This window comes from uncultured Coprobacter sp., assembly GCF_947855755.1.
Taxonomy (GTDB): Bacteria; Bacteroidota; Bacteroidia; order Bacteroidales; family Coprobacteraceae; genus Coprobacter.
On record NZ_CANUAR010000005.1, the window covers coordinates 35806 to 56418 of the forward strand.

At 38.9% G+C, this 20613-nt stretch carries 15 protein-coding genes and 4 tRNA genes; 4 read left to right on the forward strand and 15 right to left on the reverse strand.

All coding sequences use genetic code 11. The features are described from left to right. Positions 1-53 precede the first annotated feature (53 nt). The 12 genes from Q0093_RS04500 to Q0093_RS04555 form a co-directional block, all read right to left on the reverse strand. Positions 54-830: a Cof-type HAD-IIB family hydrolase gene (locus Q0093_RS04500; protein WP_297928592.1), complete on the reverse strand. Its 777-nt coding sequence runs from the start codon at positions 828-830 to the stop codon at positions 54-56. Positions 831-1102: 272 nt separating this feature from the next. Next, positions 1103-1173: transfer RNA gene (locus Q0093_RS04505), tRNA-Gln, on the reverse strand. 85 nt (positions 1174-1258) lie between these two features. After that, positions 1259-1996 carry a 1-acyl-sn-glycerol-3-phosphate acyltransferase gene (locus Q0093_RS04510; RefSeq protein WP_297928593.1) on the reverse strand — a complete coding sequence of 246 codons (738 nt, stop codon included), beginning with the start codon at positions 1994-1996 and terminating at the stop codon, positions 1259-1261. 198 nt (positions 1997-2194) lie between these two features. Continuing rightward, positions 2195-2278, reverse strand: a tRNA-Leu gene (locus tag Q0093_RS04515). A gap of 18 nt (positions 2279-2296) precedes the next feature. Next, positions 2297-2381: transfer RNA gene (locus Q0093_RS04520), tRNA-Leu, on the reverse strand. Positions 2382-2406: 25 nt separating this feature from the next. Continuing rightward, positions 2407-2482: transfer RNA gene (locus tag Q0093_RS04525), tRNA-Gly, on the reverse strand. Positions 2483-2624: 142 nt separating this feature from the next. Next, positions 2625-3224 carry a GTP cyclohydrolase I FolE gene (folE, locus tag Q0093_RS04530; protein WP_294177580.1) on the reverse strand — a complete coding sequence of 200 codons (600 nt, stop codon included), beginning with the start codon at positions 3222-3224 and terminating at the stop codon, positions 2625-2627. A gap of 25 nt (positions 3225-3249) precedes the next feature. After that, a complete protein-coding gene (locus Q0093_RS04535) occupies positions 3250-3753 on the reverse strand; it encodes an SPOR domain-containing protein (protein ID WP_294177581.1) in 504 nt (167 codons plus the stop codon). 75 nt (positions 3754-3828) lie between these two features. Further along, positions 3829-4584, reverse strand: coding sequence for a triose-phosphate isomerase (gene tpiA / locus Q0093_RS04540; protein WP_294177582.1), 756 nt, complete (start codon positions 4582-4584; stop codon positions 3829-3831). Positions 4585-4623: 39 nt separating this feature from the next. Continuing rightward, positions 4624-5979, reverse strand: a complete 1356-nt coding sequence (locus tag Q0093_RS04545) for a BT_3928 family protein (protein ID WP_297928594.1) — start codon at positions 5977-5979, stop codon at positions 4624-4626. Next, on the reverse strand, positions 5969-6511 hold the full coding sequence (locus Q0093_RS04550; RefSeq protein ID WP_294177584.1) for a DUF1599 domain-containing protein: 543 nt from the start codon (positions 6509-6511) through the stop codon (positions 5969-5971). The genes Q0093_RS04545 and Q0093_RS04550 overlap by 11 nt, the downstream gene beginning before the upstream one ends. A 111-nt stretch (positions 6512-6622) precedes the next feature. Next, on the reverse strand, positions 6623-7081 hold the full coding sequence (locus tag Q0093_RS04555; protein WP_294177585.1) for a DUF695 domain-containing protein: 459 nt from the start codon (positions 7079-7081) through the stop codon (positions 6623-6625). A gap of 235 nt (positions 7082-7316) precedes the next feature. Here Q0093_RS04555 and Q0093_RS04560 point away from each other — a divergent pair, with 235 nt between their 5' ends. The 4 genes from Q0093_RS04560 (at position 7317) to Q0093_RS04575 (ending at position 14391) form a co-directional block, all read left to right on the forward strand. Beyond that, complete coding sequence (locus tag Q0093_RS04560; protein WP_297928595.1) at positions 7317-9203, forward strand: alpha-L-fucosidase; 1887 nt, start codon at positions 7317-7319, stop codon at positions 9201-9203. Positions 9204-9331: 128 nt separating this feature from the next. Next, on the forward strand, positions 9332-11401 hold the full coding sequence (locus Q0093_RS04565) for an outer membrane beta-barrel family protein (protein ID WP_297928596.1): 2070 nt from the start codon (positions 9332-9334) through the stop codon (positions 11399-11401). Then, entirely contained in the window at positions 11398-13557 is a 2160-nt protein-coding gene (locus tag Q0093_RS04570; protein WP_367175055.1) for a S46 family peptidase, read from the forward strand. The genes Q0093_RS04565 and Q0093_RS04570 overlap by 4 nt, the downstream gene beginning before the upstream one ends. Before the next feature lie 141 nt (positions 13558-13698). Further along, complete coding sequence (locus Q0093_RS04575; protein WP_297928597.1) at positions 13699-14391, forward strand: hypothetical protein; 693 nt, start codon at positions 13699-13701, stop codon at positions 14389-14391. Between the two features lie 53 nt (positions 14392-14444). Here the strand turns inward: Q0093_RS04575 and Q0093_RS04580 are convergent, their stop codons facing one another. The 3 genes from Q0093_RS04580 to Q0093_RS04590 all read right to left on the reverse strand — a co-directional run bounded on the left by Q0093_RS04580 (position 14445) and on the right by Q0093_RS04590 (position 20391). After that, the gene (locus Q0093_RS04580; protein WP_297928598.1) at positions 14445-17594 is read right to left on the reverse strand and encodes an efflux RND transporter permease subunit; all 3150 of its coding nucleotides are present in this window, start codon (positions 17592-17594) and stop codon (positions 14445-14447) included. A gap of 206 nt (positions 17595-17800) precedes the next feature. Further along, positions 17801-18841 (reverse strand): efflux RND transporter periplasmic adaptor subunit, encoded by a 1041-nt coding sequence (locus tag Q0093_RS04585; RefSeq protein WP_367175056.1) that lies wholly within the window; start codon positions 18839-18841, stop codon positions 17801-17803. 104 nt (positions 18842-18945) lie between these two features. After that, positions 18946-20391 carry an efflux transporter outer membrane subunit gene (locus tag Q0093_RS04590; protein ID WP_297928600.1) on the reverse strand — a complete coding sequence of 482 codons (1446 nt, stop codon included), beginning with the start codon at positions 20389-20391 and terminating at the stop codon, positions 18946-18948. Between the last annotated feature and the right edge of the window lie 222 nt (positions 20392-20613).

The window sequence follows — 20613 nt, forward strand, 5'->3', positions numbered from 1 at the left end:
TCTTTCTTACCTTTTCAATATTTTTACAATGTTACAAAAAAGTCCTGGATTTTTTAAATAATGCCAAAATGAATTAACGCATTTCGAATGCCGTCATTATCAACCGAATCTGTTATATAGTCGGATACCGCATGTATAGACTCGGCAGCTCCACCCATAGCTACCCCTATACCGGCTTCCCGAAGCATTGAAATATCATTTCCCCCATCTCCAAAAGCTATTGTATGCGAAATATCAAAATCATAATAAGAAGCAAATTCTCTAATACCGGATGCTTTATCAACGCCTTTCACATTTATATCCGCAAAAATCGGATGCCACCTGGAAGCGGAAAGATTCGGAAGTTGAGCCATAACTTCTTTTTCTGTCTCTTCATCACAATAAAAACATAACTGGCAACATTTCCCCTCGATAAACTCCTTTTCTATATCGATAACCGGTGGAACAGGATGATCCACCAATCTCGCCAATTCTATAACGATAGGGTTCAACTCATTAACAAAAATCCCGTTATTCGTTTCAACGGCTATCGGAAATCCAAATTGCCGAGAAAGAGCATAAGCCTTCTGAAAATCTTTATCAGAAATTTGTTTTTTAGACACGGAAGTACCGTCTCTCAAAACGCAATCCGAACCGTTAAGGGCTATTACGGCATCAAAAGGGACTTCTTCTATTTCATGCAAATCACTTGCAGCTCGTCCTGTTGCAATAATAATTTTACACCCTGAATTGTGAACTTGCCATAATGCATCTATTGCCGACTGAGGCACACGATGAGTGTCAAAACTTACCAACGTACCGTCAACATCTAAAAATATCGCCCTTATCATATTTATAAGAAATTATATTGTAAGAAGTTTACAACTCAATTAGTTTATTATCGATAATTTGCAAAAGCACTATAACTACTCATATCAAATTTATTACGGCATCATTATGGTTAACTTGCGAAGTTATAACAAATATTGGGAAGCGTTTCTGATGTTCCCATCTTCTATTTCTTCATCCTTTAAATAAAATCAAATTCATCCCCCCATTTTGATCTCTAAAAATAAACCCACCTATTATTCAATTGATAATAAGTGGGTTATAAATATTCATGTTGTCCTGGAAGGATTCGAACCCTCACAAGCGGAACCAGAATCCGATGTGCTACCGTTACACCACAGGACAATTTTTTATTGTGCTGCAAAGGTGCGAATTTATTTTTCTATTACAAAACCATACCGATATTTTTTTACTTTCGATTAAGTTTTTTTTACAAGGCTGTTTTCTCTTTAGGTAAAGCGGACTCCACTGCTTCGTATGACTTTTTCATAAGCGTTTCAATATCATGTCCTAAAACAGGGTCAGGAAATAGAGGTTTATGAATCGTCAAAACCATTTTTCCCGGCTTTATCAAATATGACGAACGAGGCAATACAGAGAAAGATCCGTCAATCGTTAAAGGTACTACGGGCAAATTTAAATCAATAGCCAACTGATAAGCCCCCTTTTTAAAACGTTGAAGTTTCCCGTTCCACGTACGCGAACCTTCAGGAAAGACAACTAAGGACATACCGTGTTTCAAGGTCTGTTCTGCCATATCCAGTGTTTCCCGAATACTTTTAGGCCCAGAACGATCTACAAATATATGTCCGGCTGCAGCACAAGCTTTTCCGACAAATGGTATGCGCCTGAGGCTTTTTTTCATCATCCATTTAAAATTATGCCCTAAAAAACCATAAATTAAAAAAATGTCATACGCTCCCTGATGATTTGCGACAAAAACATAAGAAGTTTTCTTATCGATATTTTCCCGACCTTTTACTTTAACTCGCACAAACGAGATCCAACAAAAAAGTTGAGACCAAATGCGTCCCGGATAGTATCCCCAAACCTTGCTGTCTCCAACAAAACAACCGACAATCGTCACTAATGCTGTTATTATAGTCAATACTAATAAAATAGGAAATGCAATAAGCCACTGGTAAAAAAAGAATAGTATTCTTAACATAAAATACACTACGGTTAATTACAATCAATATATAAAGACAAAGGTAGCTGTTAAGTTTTAGAAATACAACAGCTTTTCAGTATTCTTGCTGTTCGAGAATCATTAGGCAGGCTTTTAAACCATACCGTTATCAGGAATAAAAACTATTCTCCCTAAAAAGAAAAAGGTTCTGCAAATTAATTTACAGAACCTTTTTAGTGTCCGAGATGAGATTCGAACTCACACGATCTAACGATCACTACCCCCTCAAAGTAGCGTGTCTACCAATTTCACCACCCGGACATCGTTGTTTTTGAAGCGTGCCCAAAACAGGACTCGAACCTGCACGTTCGCAATAAACACTAGTCCCTGAAACTAGCGCGTCTACCAATTCCGCCATTTGGGCTTACTCGCTATCACGGAAAAAACCGTGGAGCGAAAGACGGGACTCGAACCCGCGACCCTAACCTTGGCAAGGTTATGCTCTACCAACTGAGCTACTTTCGCAATTGCGACTGCAAATATAAAGCGTTATTTTGAGTTGTGCAAATGCTAAATATTATTTTTTTACCTTTTTCAGGCCCTACTCCTATTACTTTTTGAATACTAACCGCTTAATATCTAAATCATATCAAACGATCCTATAATATTAACGACTACGTAACATCGAAAAAAATTCTTCTCTCAATTCTCTATCCTTAAAATTACCAGAATATAAGCAGGTCGTAGTCGATGCATTTTGTTTCTCAACTCCTCTCATCTGCATACACAGATGACGCGCCTCTACCATAACGATAGTCCCATACGGTTCGATTACAGCATCAAAACATTCCAATATTTCACGAGTCATACGCTCCTGAACCTGAAATCTTCGAGCAAAAGCCTCAACAAGCCGAGCTGGTTTACTCAAACCCACAATCTTATCTCCCGGCATATATCCGATGTGCACTTTACCGAAAAAAGGAAGCATGTGATGTTCACACAAAGAATAGAACTCTATATCTTTTACAAGAACTATTCGCTGAGAATCTCCATAATTTTCATGAAAGATAGCCGAACGGAGAATCTCTTCGGGCGACTGGTCATAACCGCTCGTTAAAAATTTCATAGCTCGAGCAACCCGTACGGGTGTTTTTTCTAATCCCTCCCGGTTTACATCCTCACCCAACAATTCTAATATACTTTTATAATGTCCGGCTATCAGATCTTCCCGTTCTCGATCAGACAACCGGTCCTGTATCTTTTGCATATTGTCAAAATCTTATTTATAATCTTCATTCAACAGTACGTGTCAAGCGGATCATATCCTTCACAACACGCATTTCCCTAAATTGAGGGAATGAATTCTTTAATTCGATCAACTTGAGGTTCGCTTCTTCAAATGAACGAAAATCTCCTACTCTAAGCCTCCAAAAAGGAGATGTAAACGTCACGTAAGTAGCTAACTCAGGATCTGCATCTTTTATCATAGCAGCCTTATGATATGCTTCATCCTTAGATCTTCTCTGATTATTATCCGAGAAAACCTGTATCCGATACCCGCGAACCGTTATATAATTCTGATCTCTCGATGATGTTCCGGATAAAGCGGTACTACTTGTTCGCCTTGCCAAACGATCGGTAAGACGCGCATCCTGAAACAAACGGACACGTGCATTTCCGGAAACTCGCTCCAATGACTGAACAATTGAAGTATCTGCTACCTGCACCTGAGCATATACACCACACCAACCTACAAGCGATAATAAAACGATCAATAAAACACTTCTCCTTTTCATAGGCTTATACAGATAAGAAAGCTGCAAAAGTAAGCATTCTATCTTACTTTCGCAGCTTATAACCTGTTTAATTATTTAAAATGCGTTGATAATGCCCATGAACGAATCCACTTCCAAAGCTGCACCCCCGATAAGTCCTCCGTCCACGTCTTTATTTGCAAACAATTCTTTTGCATTCGAAGGCTTACAACTTCCTCCATAAAGGATAGAACAGTTTTCAGCTACTTCATTTCCATATTTATCAGCAATAGTTTTACGAATAAACGCATGCATTTCTTGAGCCTGTTCTGCAGTAGCAGTTTTTCCTGTTCCGATAGCCCATACCGGTTCATAAGCCAATACGATTTTTCCAAAATCTTCTGCTGACAAATTAAACAAAGATTCCTCTATCTGAGCCTTTACTACATCAAAATGTTTCCCGGCTTCTCTTTCCTCAAGCACTTCTCCAATACAAAAAATGGGAGTCAAACCATTAGCTAAAGCGAGGATTGTCTTCTCTTTCAAAATTTCCGGAGTCTCATGATAATAAGCACGACGCTCAGAATGGCCGAGAATCACATATTTAGCACCAGTAGAAGCAACCATCTGAGCAGAAACCTCTCCGGTATAAGCACCAGAAACTTTATCTGCACAGTTCTCTGCAGCAACACCTATTTTATTAGTATCGATAGCGTTTACAACAGAGGCCAAATGAATAAAAGGAGTACCGATAATTACATCGCAATTAGGAGTTTTTCCCGCCAAAGCAGCCTCAATACCTTTAGCCAATTCAAGACCTTCTTGAAGTGTCTTGTTCATTTTCCAGTTACCTGCAACAATGTTTTTTCTCATAACAAATATTAATTGTGTGGTTATATAATAAAATAACTATTATTCTTGTTTTTCCTGCGATACCGAGATATGTTTCTCTCTTCTCTTTCGCCGAGCTTCTCGTATTTTACCGATAATAGCAGCAACCGTTTTCTCAGTCAACAACAAAATAAACATAGGTACGGTATAAATCAATACCAATATTCCTAAATTTTTCGATCCGTCATATATCCATGTACGTCCGATCGGAAGATTTTCTATTTTATCATTCAACTGAGCTTCATCCGGCAAATGCGAAGGAAGTTGTTTCCATACAATCGTTCCTTCATGTAGAAGCATTATGCCCGGATTACCCCGTATAATCGTTTTTATCGTAGTCTCATCCATCTTATAAAAAGGATAATCAGCCCCTGTATTATCCTGCCAAACAGCAATTGCCGAATCAGATGATGCAGTCACGCAATAAAAATTATATCCATAAGCCGAAGCATAATCATACAAATCGTTTATTTTATCAATCTCGCTTTCATCCGCATTTTCTAAAGACGGAGTAAGCAATAAAAAAGTATATTGCGGATCTTCTAATATATCTCGGGCTATATCGGTATCATCTTTCCCAGAACGAATAATAAAATCTTCGATCGAAGACTTTTCTTTATCCGATATATTTTTTTTCTCTATCCGATCTACAAATACCCATGCAGTATCATCCATAGGAATATCGTTTAAAGAAAATTCTTTTCGGATACCTTCTTTCTCGTAAACAAAAAGATAATCATCTCCGGCATCAATATTTCCACCCGGCATAGCATCTAATATATTCATTCCTACTTTATAAGGGCGAAAATCCAATATAGGCTGAAAATAAACGCCAAACCATGTCAAAGCAAGAGCAAATATAAGAGAATATAATACAGTAAGCCACTGAACGGGTTTATTATACACCCCCTTTACCAAACTATTACAACGGATAAGAAATAATACGGGAATCAGTAAAAAAACATTTTTAAAAAAAGTCTCCCAATTGGTCAAAACAAGAGCATCGCCAAAACATCCGCAATCACTTACCGGATTAGCTATCGCCAAATAGAGCGTCAACGGAGTCATAAAACACATGACCAACAAAACCAGCCATGAGGTCAGCTTTCGATAAGAACCGAGCAAGGTATTTATTCCCAGCAAAAATTCAAACGCAGCTAATACTACACCGAAAAAAAGCGATAAAGGAGATAAAAATCCAATACCTAAAACAGAAAAATACTCTTCGAATTTAATAGCAGATCCCGTAGGATCAATTGCTTTTACAAAACCGGAAAAGATAAAAGTCGCTCCGACAATCAACCGAGAGGCTATCACCAACAACCATAAAATCCGATCTCGTACCGACGAAGCTTTTATTTCCGTTTTATTCTCCATACTCCAACTTTATCAACCCAAAAAGAGAATAATTGATCATATCCATATAATTAGCGTCCACTCCTTCAGAAACAAGAGTTTTCCCCTCATTATTTTCGATCTGTTTGGTGCGGTATATTTTCATCAAGATGAGATCGGTATAAGAACTCGTTCTCATGCTACGCCAAGCCTCATCATAATCATGATTTTTAGCATACATCAAACGTTTGGTTTCATCCATATATTTATCATACAGTTCAAGAGCCTTTTCTACAGAAATATCCTCTCCGTCCGAATACCCTAACTCTAACTGGATAAGTCCTATAATACCGTAGTTGACTATAGCGATCAACTCAGAACGAATCCCCTCGTTTACTTTGCATTCTCCTTTCGTTTCAATACTCCGAATCCGATTAGCCTTAATAAATATCTGATCGGTTATAGACTGAGGACGCATGATACGCCATGAAGGGCCGTAATCTTTCAGCTTTTTGGCATATAAATCACGACAAATGCTTATAACATGTTCAAATTGTGCAATCGTATCTGTCATAAAAAATATTTTTCGAGTACAAAGGTACAAAAAACAATGAAATCCGGTCTCATAAAAATCGCGATTTCTCCAAAACCCAAATCAAACCCAGATAATACATCATCCCCTGCATTACTCCTCATCAAACGCATTATCACTGCCTTCTTCCTGCCGCAATTCATACATTTCACGATATTCATTCCAATCAGGGTCTTTTTCTGTATAAATCACTATCGGAAGCTTTTCAAAAGACGACAAAGCTTTATTCAGCATTTCTCCGAAAGCCGGAACATTCCGTGTATAAAAAATCCACGTCCGTTCATTATCCCCAGTATATACACCTGTCAATATCGCCAGTTTGTCTTTTTCCATAGCTCTTTGCAGAGCATCCTGTACCGGCTCCATCAAACAAGCTTCAGACTCAGAAGGCATTCCCCGGCTGTCGCCGTTATATCTCCAATAAATTTCAACCCGTTCTTTAAATTTTCCTGAACGTGCATACAATTCTAAATCCTCGCGGCCGCAAACGACCACCATAACACCGTTTTCTGTCTCCGAAACAGTCGTAAACCAATTATTAGACAATTTCATTTTTTCTGTTTTTAATTACCGGTTCTACAAAGATAGGTATAATTTAGTCCCTGTTTAAAATTACATAGAAATATTTTACGTTAATCCGCCTCGCTCACAAACATCAAACGAGCTTTCCCAAAAGATAAAGACACCTGAAACTAATTGATTTATATTAAAATGAAATATCTTTTTTCGGATTCTTTTTACAAAAAGACTATCTTTGTCCATAATATTTAACCTATTTAATGACACGATGAAAAAACATATCGATTTTTTTTGTGCAATAATCACACTATTTTTATCCGGAGCATGCGCCCCTGCTGTTAAAGCTCCCGAAGCAATTCTCCCGATACCAGAGCCCAAACAAGTAGAATGGCAGAAAATGGAAACCTACGCATTTGTTCATTTCGGGTTGAACACATTCAATGACCGTGAATGGGGATACGGAGACTCAGATCCCAAAACCTTTAATCCCGCAAAGCTCGACTGTGAACAGTGGGTAAAAACATTCGTCGAATCCGGAATGAAAGGTGTTATTTTTACAGCAAAACATCATGATGGCTTTTGTTTATGGCCGACAAAACTAACAGAATACTGTATTCGGAACACACCATATAAAGGAGGAAAAGGCGATATTGTAGGAGAACTGGCGGCAGCCTGTAAAAAATACGGTATCAAATTTGCAGTATATCTCTCTCCATGGGACAGACATCAAGCCAATTACGGAACTCCAGAATATGTAGATTATTTTCATAAACAACTACGAGAATTAATGACCAATTACGGAGAAGTATTCGAAGTATGGTTCGACGGAGCTAACGGAGGAGACGGATGGTACGGAGGAGCTAAAGAAAACCGTATCATAGATCGTAAAAATTATTACAATTATCCTGAAATATATAAGATGCTGAATGAACTGCAACCGCAGGCTATCATTTTTTCAGACGGAGGACCCGGTTGCCGTTGGGTAGGAAATGAAAAAGGTTTTGCAGGAGCAACAAACTGGTCTTTTTTACGTACAGGAGAAGTCTTTCCCGGCTATGAAAAATACCGTACACTGCAATACGGTCATGCCGATGGCGATCAATGGGTAGCGGCCGAATGCGATGTTTCTATTCGTCCGGGCTGGTTTTATCATCCCGAAGAAGACAATCAGGTGAAAAATGTAGATCAACTGACAGATCTTTATTACCGCAGCGTAGGGCACAACGCAACTCTATTGCTCAACTTCCCTGTTGACCGAAACGGATTGATTCATCCCGTAGATTCGGCTAATGCCGTAAACTTTTACAAAAACATCCAAAAGCAATTAGCAAATAATCTATTAGCCGGTATTACACCTTCAGTATCTAACGAAAGAGGCGGAAAATTTACCGCAAAAGCAATAACCGACCGAGAATACGATACCTATTGGGCAACCGAAGACAGTATCAAATCCGCCACAATAGAATTTTCTTTACCGGAAAAGAAAAAAATCAACCGAATGATGTTGCAGGAATATATCCCGTTAGGGCAACGTGTAAAATCATTTACTGTAGAACACCGTAAAAACGGCAAGTGGTTTCCCGTAAAATTGAATGAAGAAACGACTACTATCGGATATAAACGGTTACTCCGGTTCGAAACAATAAATACGGATACAATCCGCATAAACATAACCGATTCCCGGGCATGCCCATGCATCAACAATATCGAGGCTTATTATGCAGGAGAGACCGATGAAATTTCGTTCGAAACCGATACAAAAAAATTAAATAGTTTTCCTTTTAAAATCCAAGGTATTTCTGATAACGAAATCCTGAAAGCGACAGACGGAAACGACACCACATCTTGTTTTATAAAGAGCAACACGGTAATAATCGATTTCGGAGAAGAGCGTGTTATCTCATCATTCCATTATCTGCCCGACCAGAGTGAATACAATAAAGGTCTCATCGCTTTATACGAACTCATGACAAGCAATGACGGTCAAAATATCGATAAGACAATAGCAAAAGGAGAATTTTCCAATATAAAACATAACCCTATACTCCAATCCGTCTACTTTACTCCCGTAAATACCCGTTATCTTTTCTTGAAAGCAGTTAAAATGATCAATGAAGGTGAACCCATAGGATTTTCTGAAATCGGTATTCAATAATAAGCTTTTACATGCAACCATAAAGGATCTGTTTTTCAAAAAACAGATCCTTTATGGTTAAGCGAATTTTCATCACCGGACAAAAATAACTATCTTTGGCGGCTATAAACAGAATTCACCCCATCAGAATGAAAATTTATTATCAGATTATACTTTTAATTTTCTGCAATACATTATTCATACAGGCAAATAGTTCAGACTCTATTGTCGCGCAAAAACATCTGAAAACAATAACAGTATCTCAAATAAAATATAAAAACAATACGATCTCCATATCGCCCGACAGCCTTGTTCAACACGGAAATTCACTGAACGACATTCTATCTTTTCTCCCTTCATTGGAAAACGATATGGAAGGTAATATCCGGTTACGGGGATCTGATAAAATAACATTTCTCATTAACGGTAAGCCGACTTCTTTCCTCAGAGATTACCGGAGCGAAATAATGATACAACTACCGGCATCGGCCATCGGAGAAATCAAAGTCAACCATATTCCGGATGTAAGCCAACAAGCGGAAGGTGCGGCTGGGACAATCGATCTCATACTAAAAAAGTCTCAACAGAACATCCCCACAGGACAGATTTATTTAGGAACGGCTAATAATGATCGATATATGGCCGGCGCTCATTTCGGGACTCCGATATCTTCCCACTGGAAACTCAATGCCGGTATCGATTATAAACGAGAGTATAGAAAACGTACATTCCTGAATACGATCACTTCTCGAGAAAATAATGTTATCACAAACGAGCAGATTCAAGACAATTCGGCAATAGCTCACCCCCAAACAATTGTAGGCTCTTTAGGAAGCGAATTGAACCGAAATAACCACACTTTCAAAGCAGATTTCTCTTTTATACAGATGTGGTTCGACCGTATCGGAGATATTCACAATACCGAAACAAAAAAAGAAATGAAGGTAATCCGTGACAACAAACAGACCAATTGCCAATATAGTGCCTCTGCATTTTACCGATATACACACAACGATCGCATCTCTTTCTTTACAGACTTCAATTACCGACACGCGACATACGACGAAAACAACGACTATCAACGCAACGTTTTACGTCCCAAGATAAACCTGATACAAGATAAACTCTTTATCGATCAAAAAAATGACGAATATGAATTGAATCTGGTAGGAAAAATCGGAGCATTCAAGACCGGATACAGTACATGGATCACAACCTCGACAAACGCAAACCGAAAAGAAATATATGATAACGGCATTTATTCCGAATCTCCGGAAGCGACATTCAATATGGATCTGGACCGCCAGATACATTCTCTCTTTCTACAATACGAAAAGCAGTGGCACGAATGGTTTATATATGCAGGAGTAAGAGGAGAATATACTCACCAATCGGTTTATTTAGTAAATGATAACAACCCGATAAAACAAGATTATTGGAATTTATTTCCGGCATTTCAACTCTCTTACAATAGCCACTCCGGACACTCATGGCAGCTCTCTTATCGGCAACGGGTCAACCGACCTGTATTTTCAGAATTAAATCCGTTTCTCAATCAAAGCGATCCTCAAGAAACCATACAGGGAAATCCCTACCTAAAACCGGAAATCAGCTATAATGCAGCATTAAGCTACAATTATACGAACCGAATCTTTACATTTACACCTACATTATTTTACAGAAACAAAAAACAGACCATAGCACAAATTACACAAGAAGATGTGGTCGTTACTTATAAAAATTTATATCACAGCCAATCGGCAGGAGCAGAGCTCAGTATATATATTTCACCGGTAAAATGGATGGATATACGTATAAACGGAACTGTATATTATGATGAAATACAAGCCGACAAAAAAGGGAATAAACGAAACGACTGGGCATGGAATACCAATGGGATCATATCATTCAGGCTTACTCCTACCACAACTTTACAATGTAACGGTAACTACATATCCGATTTACAAACAGTACAAGGAAAAATAGAATCTCGTTACCGAATAGACACAGGAATAAGGCAAAACATATTGTCCGGGAAAGGAGAAGTAACTCTACAAATAAACGACTGGTTCGGATCGGTAAAAGAAATTACCATAATAGATACACCGACATTATATAAGCGTACTGAAAAAAGTCGTGATAACCGTACCGTATGGTTAGGATTTGCATGGAACTTCAATATAAATAAACAAAATAATAAGCTAAACTTAACATTATGAAACTAAAAAGAGTGTTGTTGCCCTTAGCTTTCGCGGCAATTTTGTCGCCGGTAAAAGCAGACGAGGGAATGTGGTTACTTCCGTTTTTAAAACAACAAAATTCGGAACAACTGAAAAAATTAGGGTTAAAACTCGATGTAGATGACATCTATAATCCCGAACAAACTTCTCTGAAAGATGCTATCGTTATTTTCGGAGGAGGATGTACCGGAGAAATTATCTCACCAGAAGGGTTAATCCTTACCAACCATCACTGCGGATACAGCGCTATCCAACAACACAGCTCGGTAGAGCACGATTATTTAAGTAACGGATTCTGGGCAATGGAAAAAAAAGACGAGCTTCCTACTCCCGGCCTCGAAGTCCGCTTTATCGATAAAATCGAGGAAGTGACCGATTTCATACAAGATGAAGTCAGCAAAACCGGAGATCCGTTAAAGGCTTTCGATCCGGCATTTCTCGATAAAATGGCAAAAGAAAAGGTCGGAGAGAAATTTCTGGCGGAAAACCCTTTTACAGAAATAAGCATCAAACCGTTTTTCGGGGGAAATCGATTCTTTATGTTCACAATGAAAGTATATAAAGATATTCGTTTCGTTGGTGCTCCCCCCTCTTCTATCGGGAAATTCGGAGCTGATACGGACAACTGGATGTGGCCACGTCACACCGGAGACTTCTCTCTTTTCCGGGTTTATACCGATGCTCAGGGAAATCCGGCAGAATACTCAGAAAACAACATCCCCATGCACCCGAAAAAATATTTCAATATTTCACTGAAGGGAATAAAAGAAAACGATTTTGCCATGATCATGGGATTTCCCGGATCGACCAACCGATATTATACATCATGGGAAGTAAAACAACGCCGTGATGTAGATAATACGATCCGTATCAATATGCGAGGTATCCGTCAAAAGGAGATGTTAGACGAAATGCTTGCCGACCCGAAAGTAAGAATCCAATATGCCAGCAAGTATGCTCGTTCGAGTAACTATTGGAAAAACTCCATCGGAATGAACAGAGGTATCAACAAACTGAAAGTTATAGAAAACAAGGAGTTGGATGAAGCCCGATTCAAAGTATGGGCAAATGACAATAATCATCCGGAATATATTCAAGCACTAAATGAAATGCGGGATGCAACTTTACAAATGAATAATATCAAATACCAATACTATATGTTATTGGAAGCGTTGTATCAAGGTGTAGAATTTTCCGGTGTTCCTATCCGCAACAAAAAGCTTATCGAAGCTTTAGAACATAAAAACGATTCTATTATCAAATCTGAATTGACCGATTTGGAAAAAGCTTACAAAGCTTTTGCGAATAAAGATTATAACCGTAAAGTCGATCAAAGGGTATCGAAAGTCATGCTGAAAGCATATATGAAAGAGGTCGGGAAAGAGAATCGTCCTGAGATTTTTACTCTTATCGATAAAAAATTCGACAGTAACATCGACCGCTTTGTCGATGAAGCTTTCAAGACTTCTATTTTCAGTAGTGACGAAAATTTCAATAAATTCATGAAAAAGCCGACTGCCAAAGCCATAAAATCGGATTTAATGATACAGTACGCTCAATCTGTCATTCAAAAAATGATAGACCTACGTAAAGAACTAAAACCGATAAATGAGAAGTTCGCTTTAGCCAAACAAACATATATCAAAGGCTTACTCGAAATGAATCCCGACAAACCGGCATATCCGGATGCAAACTTTACAATTCGAGCAACTTACGGACAGATACTACCGTATTCTCCGTCAGACGGTATAGATTATCATTACTATACTACGTTGAAGGGAGTTATGGAAAAAGAAGATCCGAATAACTGGGAATTTGTAGTCCCGGAAAAACTGAAAGAACTCTATAAAAACAAAGATTTCGGTCAGTATGCCATGCCGAATGGAGAAATGCCCGTAAATTTCCTTTCGAATAACGATATTACCGGTGGTAATTCGGGCAGCCCGGTATTCAATGCTAACGGAGAACTTATCGGAACGGCATTTGACGGAAACTGGGAAGCCATGAGTGGAGATATTGTCTTTGAAGATGCCCTTCAAAGAACAATAAGTGTCGATATTCGTTACATACTGTTCATCATCGACAAGTTTGCCGGTGCGAAAAATATCATCGATGAAATGAATATTGTCAAATAAAATTGCAACCATATATAATAAAGAAGGCTCGGATTCACATTCTGGGCCTTCTTTATTATATAATATTTCATACAAATACAATAAAATATCTCACTATTTTCACTATATTTGCCCATAGGTCTAATATCATTCAATAATTTTATGACACATTTCAAATTTTATCGGCTTTATTTATTTGTGACTATCGCGAGTATAACTACATTAATCTCCTCTTGCGATCCGAAGAATGACAATAACACCTACATAGAAGAAGAGGCATTATCTGCACCTTCTAACTTCACAACCGATTATACTAATAAATGTATTCGATGGGATGCAGTTCCTAATGCTGAAAAATATTATTGTACCATCAATGATCGTGAAAACTATACCATTTCAAAGAACTACATCAATTTAACAAATACATCCATAACCGAAGATCAATGGCATACAATTACTGTTCAAGCTATAGCACCGACCAATTCAAAATGGTACAATTCTTCAACAGTTAATTATCCTTTTATCTTCACAAAAAAAACATTACTTGCCACTCCAACTAACTTCAAGCACGAAATTTTTGAAATTATAGACCCAATTTCAAAACAACCTGAAAATAAAATAAAAATAATGTGGGATGCTGTTCCCAATGCCGAAAAATACTATGTTACATTTAAAAAACAACAAGAAACACACCCAAAGTGGGAAAGTAGACCTATTACCGAGTCATTTTTTATACCAATGCGCACCATAGAAATAGGGCATAACTACGTTCTTGAGATCTGTGCCATTCCTAAAGAAAACAGTCCTCTTTACGTAACTTCAGAAACCAAGGAAATAATAATCACTGCCCAATAGACCCATAACACACATTTCATTACAAACGATTTATAAGCCCTCATTATTAAACTTTATTCTTTTACATCATCTTCCGGTACATTATCCTGTACAACGCGTTTCTTCTGAAACTTTTCATGAATAGACTGCATCAGATGATAAAAATTCGGAATAAATAACGTACCCAACAAAGTATTCACCGCCATACCGAAAACAACTGCCGTACCCAATGATATACGGCTCGAAGCTCCTGCTCCGGTTGCAAAAATAAGAGGCATTACTCCCAATATAAAAGCAAACGAAGTCATCAAAATAGGACGTAATCGCACTCGCCCGGCTTCTATGGACGCTTCGGTAATCGACTCACCCTTTTTACGATAATCGATAGCAAACTCAACAATCAAAATAGCATTTTTCGCTGAAAGTGCAATTAAAAGAATAATCCCGATCTGACTATAAATACTGATAGACAATCCCAATAACATGCAACCGAGTACCGCCCCCAATATGGCAAACGGCAATCCGAGTATCACAGCAATAGGACTCGTCCAGCTCTCATATTGAGCAGCAAGGACCAAAATAACGACCAAGATGGCCAGTCCGAAAATTAAACTAACCGAAGAACTTGCTTGAGTTTCCTGATACGCTTCTCCTGTCCAGTCATAACCAAATGTAGTTCCCAACACCCGATTACTCAAATTTTCCATTCCCTGAATTCCCTGTTGCGAACTGAATCCGGGTGTAGTTATAGCCGTAATAGCCGCAGAAGAATACATATTATACCTATTCACCAGATTAAGTCCCAATTGTTCTTCCAATGTAGTAAATGCTGAAAAAGGCACCATATCACCGTTCTGATTACGAACACTCAGTTTCAAAACATCACCTATTACCGTACGGCTATCGGCAGCAGCACCTAACTTAACCTGATAAATGCGTCCGAACTGAACAAAATCATTGACATAAGCCGAACCCATATAATATGAAAGCGTCGAAAAGACATCGCTCAGTACCAAACCTTGCATTTTAACTTTATCTCTGTCTATATTCAAAAAATACTGAGGCGTATTCCCCTGAAACATAGAATTGAGAGTCATTATCGCCGGTTCTGTTCCGGCTTGTTCCAACAGCGCCGAAACAGCATCTTGTAACGCTGTAGTACCCAAACTATTTCTATCTTCCAACTCAAACTGTAAACCTCCGCTTACCCCCATACCCGATATTGCAGGAGGATTGACTGCAAAAATAACAGCCTCCTGAATAGACGCAGCTTGAGTATTTAGTCGATTCACAACAGAAAATACACTCTCATCCTTAGCTTTACGTTCATCCCAATTTTTTAACATGACAAAAAAAGTCGCACCGTTCGATGCATTTGCTCCCTGCATCATCGAGAAACCATTTATACATAAATAGGTGCGAACTTCAGGATAAGAATCGAGTATTTTCATGATTTTTCGGGATACCTCTTCTGTACGTTGCAGGTTCGCAGCATTCGGGAGCTGCACGGATACAACGAAATAACCTTGATCTTCCTGAGGTATAAACGATGTAGGCCACCGTAAAAACAACCAAAGCGCCCCGACAGACAAAATGAGAAAAAGAGACATCGTAATTACCGGCTTGCGAAGGAAATAGGTAATAGCTTTTACATAAGCTCCGAGAGTTTTATCATATACCTTATTAAATCCTTTATACAAGAAAAATTTAGGGTCTTTAGTCGGTTTTAAAAATAATGCGCACAAAGCCGGCGTCAAAGACAGAGAATTAATTCCGCTAAAGACCGTAGCTGTTGCAATCGTTAACGCAAACTGTTTATAAAGTTCACCTGTAATACCACTAATAAAGGCCGTAGGTATAAACACCGCCAACAATACCAAAACTACACCGATCACAGGGCCCGTAATCTCTTCCATCGCTTGAGTGACCGCCTCTTTATTGGTGTATTTTCCGGTATCGAGAAGACGAGACGAATTTTCAACTACGACTATGGCATCATCCACAACTATGGCTATTGCCAATACCAAACCGAAAAGTGTCAACGTATTTATCGAGAAACCGAACAGATGCATCACTGCAAATGTACAAATGAGAGAAACCGGAATAGTCAGAGACGGAATGATTACCGCTCTGAAACTTTGCAAAAAAAGCAGTATGACAAGCATGACCAACAAGGTGGTTTCGACAAAAGTAACCAATACCTCGTCAATAGAAGCCGTTACAAATTCGGTAGTATCCAATACCACCTCATAATGTACCCCATCCGGTAAATATTTCTCCAAATCCTGCATTTTTTCCTTAACATTTTTCGCAACATTAAGAGAATTAGATCCGGGTAATTGATAAATAGCAATTGCTGCAGCTTGCTTCCCATTTTGAGTCGAAGTCACACTATAAGATGCGCTTCCCCTATCGATACGGGCAATATCCTTCAATCGCAAATATTTACCGTCCGGCAAAGTTTTAATTACGATATTTCCGAATTCGTCAGGAGTAGTCAAACGCCCCTTTGCCGTCAAAGTAAACTGGAATGCTTCTTTCCTATCCAAAGGCGGTTCTCCGACAGTTCCAGCAGAGACCTCCATATTTTGAGACTGTATAGCCCCATACACATCTGCCGGAGTCAATTTCCGGATACGCATGATTTCAGGATCGAGCCATACACGCATACTATAATTCCCTGTTCCGAATACAGTTACAGCCCCGACACCCGGCAAACGAGAAAGTTGGTCGGTCAAATTAAGACTGGCATAATTTGAAAGATATAACCCGTCATACATCGGATTATCAGATTGCAGAGACAAGAACATTACGATATTCGTAGATTGTTTTTTTGTAACGATTCCTTGCTGTATCACTGCTTCAGGAAGATTTCCTTGCGCTATATTTACTCGATTCTGAACTAAAACGGTAGCCATATCGACATCCGTGCCGACTTCGAACGTTACCGTCAATGTATATTGACCGGAACTGGAAGATGAAGAACTCATATAAATCATGCCGTCCACACCATTGACCTGCTCCTCTATCGGAGCTCCAACCGTACGGGCTACGGTTTCGGCACTTGCACCGGGATATACTGCCGACACTTGTACTGTCGGAGGTGTTATATCGGGAAACTGAGCAACCGGTAACGACTCAAGTGCCACGACACCGGCCAATACCATAAGTAAGGCGAGTACAGTAGCAAAAATCGGTCTGTTTATAAAGAATTTAGATATCATGTTTTTTTATTTTTATTCGATATAAGAACCTGTCTAAATTTTCCAACAAAAAAATATTATCAGGTCATCTTTGCGTTTTCTTTCGGTCTTTTTTCCCGTTTTCCCTCGTCAGATAGCCCCTATCCTTCTCATAAAAACAGAAAAACATTCTCGAAAGAAATTCTCAAACCTGACCAGAGCAAAATTTAGAAAGGCTCTAAATCCGGTTAATTTTTCTCCAATACAGGTTTTATCTCCATTCCTTCCCGTACTTTTAACAAAGCTTTAGTCACATAACGGTCTTTCGGCTGCAATCCGGATTTTACAAGTCTAAGAGTATCAGAAATCAATTCTCCTGTTTCAATATGCCGATAAGATACACGGTTAGAATCATTAACTACATAAAGATATTTGCCCAATTGGTCGGTACCGATAGAAGCATCTTTTACTAAAACCGCACTATCTTGTTTGCCGTACGGTAAACGGATATTCACATATAAACCATCCTTCAATTCATTATCAGGATTCTCAATTTCGGCACGAATGCTCAACGTACCCGTAGAAAGATCGATATTCGGAGACAGATAATTCAATTTCCCCATATAGGGACGGGATAAGGGCAACTGAAAAAGAATTTCCACTTCTCCGGGCAAACGTTCCTCAACACCTTTCTTATCAGTAGAAGCAAGCATTTGTAAATACTGATTGTCCTCGATATTAAAATAGGCATTCATTTTATCGTCCTGATAAATAGTCGCCAATTTGGCCGCCTGACCTTCTCCGCTGATATAACTGCCGACACTATATATCGACTTCGATATATGACCGGAGAAAGGCGCTCGTACATAACAATATCCCAAATTTGTCTTTGCAGTCTCAAGTTGCGCCTCAGCGTCTTTCACGTTCGATTTTGCACTAATTAGTTGAGTTGCAGATTTAATCAAATCTATTTCGCTGATAGCATCGCTCCGAGAAGCTTCTTTCATACGGACATAGTTATTCTCTGCATAATCGAGACTCGCCTGTGCGTTTTTCAGCCCAGCTTCAGCTCTTTTTACAGCATCCTCATATAACGTAGGTTCAATTACGAATAACAATTGACCTTTTTTGACTAACGAACCGGCCGTAAACGGCGAGCTTTGCAAATAACCGTTCACCCGTGCCATCAGATCCACAGTATTCACCGAAGACAAATAACCGGGATATGTTTTATGTAATATAACCGGCTTCACAACCGGGTATGCAACAGAGATTTCCGGAACAGACATTCTCTGTTCCGTTTTTTTAGATGTACAAGAAAAGAGAACAAATCCTACTCCTGCAAAAAGAAAAAGTCTGTTTTTTAAAATATTTTTCGTCATGGGATTTATTATTATTCGTTTTTATTTTGATCTATTTGCCAACCTCCCCCGACAGCACGATACAGTTCTATAAGAGAAGATAGAGTTCCCCCTTGTGCCGAAACCAAAGAATTTTGATAACTCAATAAAGAACGCTGAGCATCCAACACATTTTGAAAAGTCGCCAATCCTCGTTTATACAAATCCAAAGAAAGTTTAAGGGTGACCTCTCCTTGTACCACTAACTCACGCAGTGCAACAACTTGTTTAACAGCATTGGTATATGACGACATGGCATTATCTACTTCTTGAACCGCTCCCAAAACCGTCTGGTTATATTGCCGGATATTTTCATCCAAAACAGCTTTTGCTTCTTTAGTTGCTTGAGTCAGTTGACGACCTTGAAAAAGAGTCCACGATAAAGCCGGAGCAATTTGATAAGTCAAACTGTTATGATCAAAAAATTTATCCATATCTCTCGCCGCAAAACCGATACTTCCTTTCAAATAAAATTTGGGGAAATAATCAGACCTGGCTGCACCTACCGAGGCTGCCGCTGCCGCAACAGACCGTTCGGCACTACGAATATCAGGTCGCTGCCGCAATAAATTGACAGGAATACCTATACTGACAATTTTCATATAATCCGGAATCGGACGAGGATCTTTTAACGCTACATACAAATCGGAAGGATATAATCCGGACAAAACAGCTAATGCATTTATTTGTTGCCGAATACCGGCTTCGATCGACGGAATGGATGCCTTCGTACTGTAATAAACCGATTTAGCTTGAGATACGTCCAACTGTGAGGCAAGTCCTGTATTATAACGTACTTCGGTAATATGTAATATGGCCTGCTGTGAAGCCATATTTTTTTGAGCAACCAGCAACTCCTGCTGTAAAGTCCTCAACTCGGCATAAGCTGTTGCAACTTCTGCTGTCAAAGAGACCAAAACGGCATTATATTCTTCTTGCGTAGCCCGGAACTGTTCTTTACTGGATTTCACTTTGTTTCGAATAGAACCGAACACATCCAATTCCCAACTTGTAGATAATTCACCGGAGGCATATCGCTGATTCATAGTAGGAGAATCGATAAACTCCTTATTCATTTGCCTGCTGTTCTGCAACTTTGTCCAACCGGCCGAAAAATTCAAATTCGGATAATAATATCCCTGCTGTATTCTCAATGTCGCATGGGCTGCCCGTATGCGATCGGCAGCAGCAAGCAGGTCTTGGTTGTTCTGCAACGCTAACCCGATAATCGAATCCAATTGAGAATCTTGTAACTCCGACCACCATTTCCCCTCTATCGGCTGTTGCTGTAAAAACAACGTATCGGCCTCCCAAGCCTGCGGTAAGGGACGAGTCAAATATCTTTGCTCTACATTCCGCTTATTTTGGCCATAGGCATACGTCAACATACCCGACAAAACCACACATACCAACGATAAAATAAGATTTCTCTTTGCCATTTTTCTCTTTTCAGGTTTTATGGCCTGTCTGAATTTTCCGATAAAAAAATATTATCTGGTCATTTTTGTGTTTTCTTCCGGTCTTTTTTTCCTTCTTCATTCGTCAGAAAACCAGCTATCATCCTAGAAAAAACGCCCAAATCTGACCCGGGCAAAATTTAGACAAGCTTTTAGGGATATAACAAACTATTTTATTATTTGTTTGCTGAAAAGGGTTGTAGA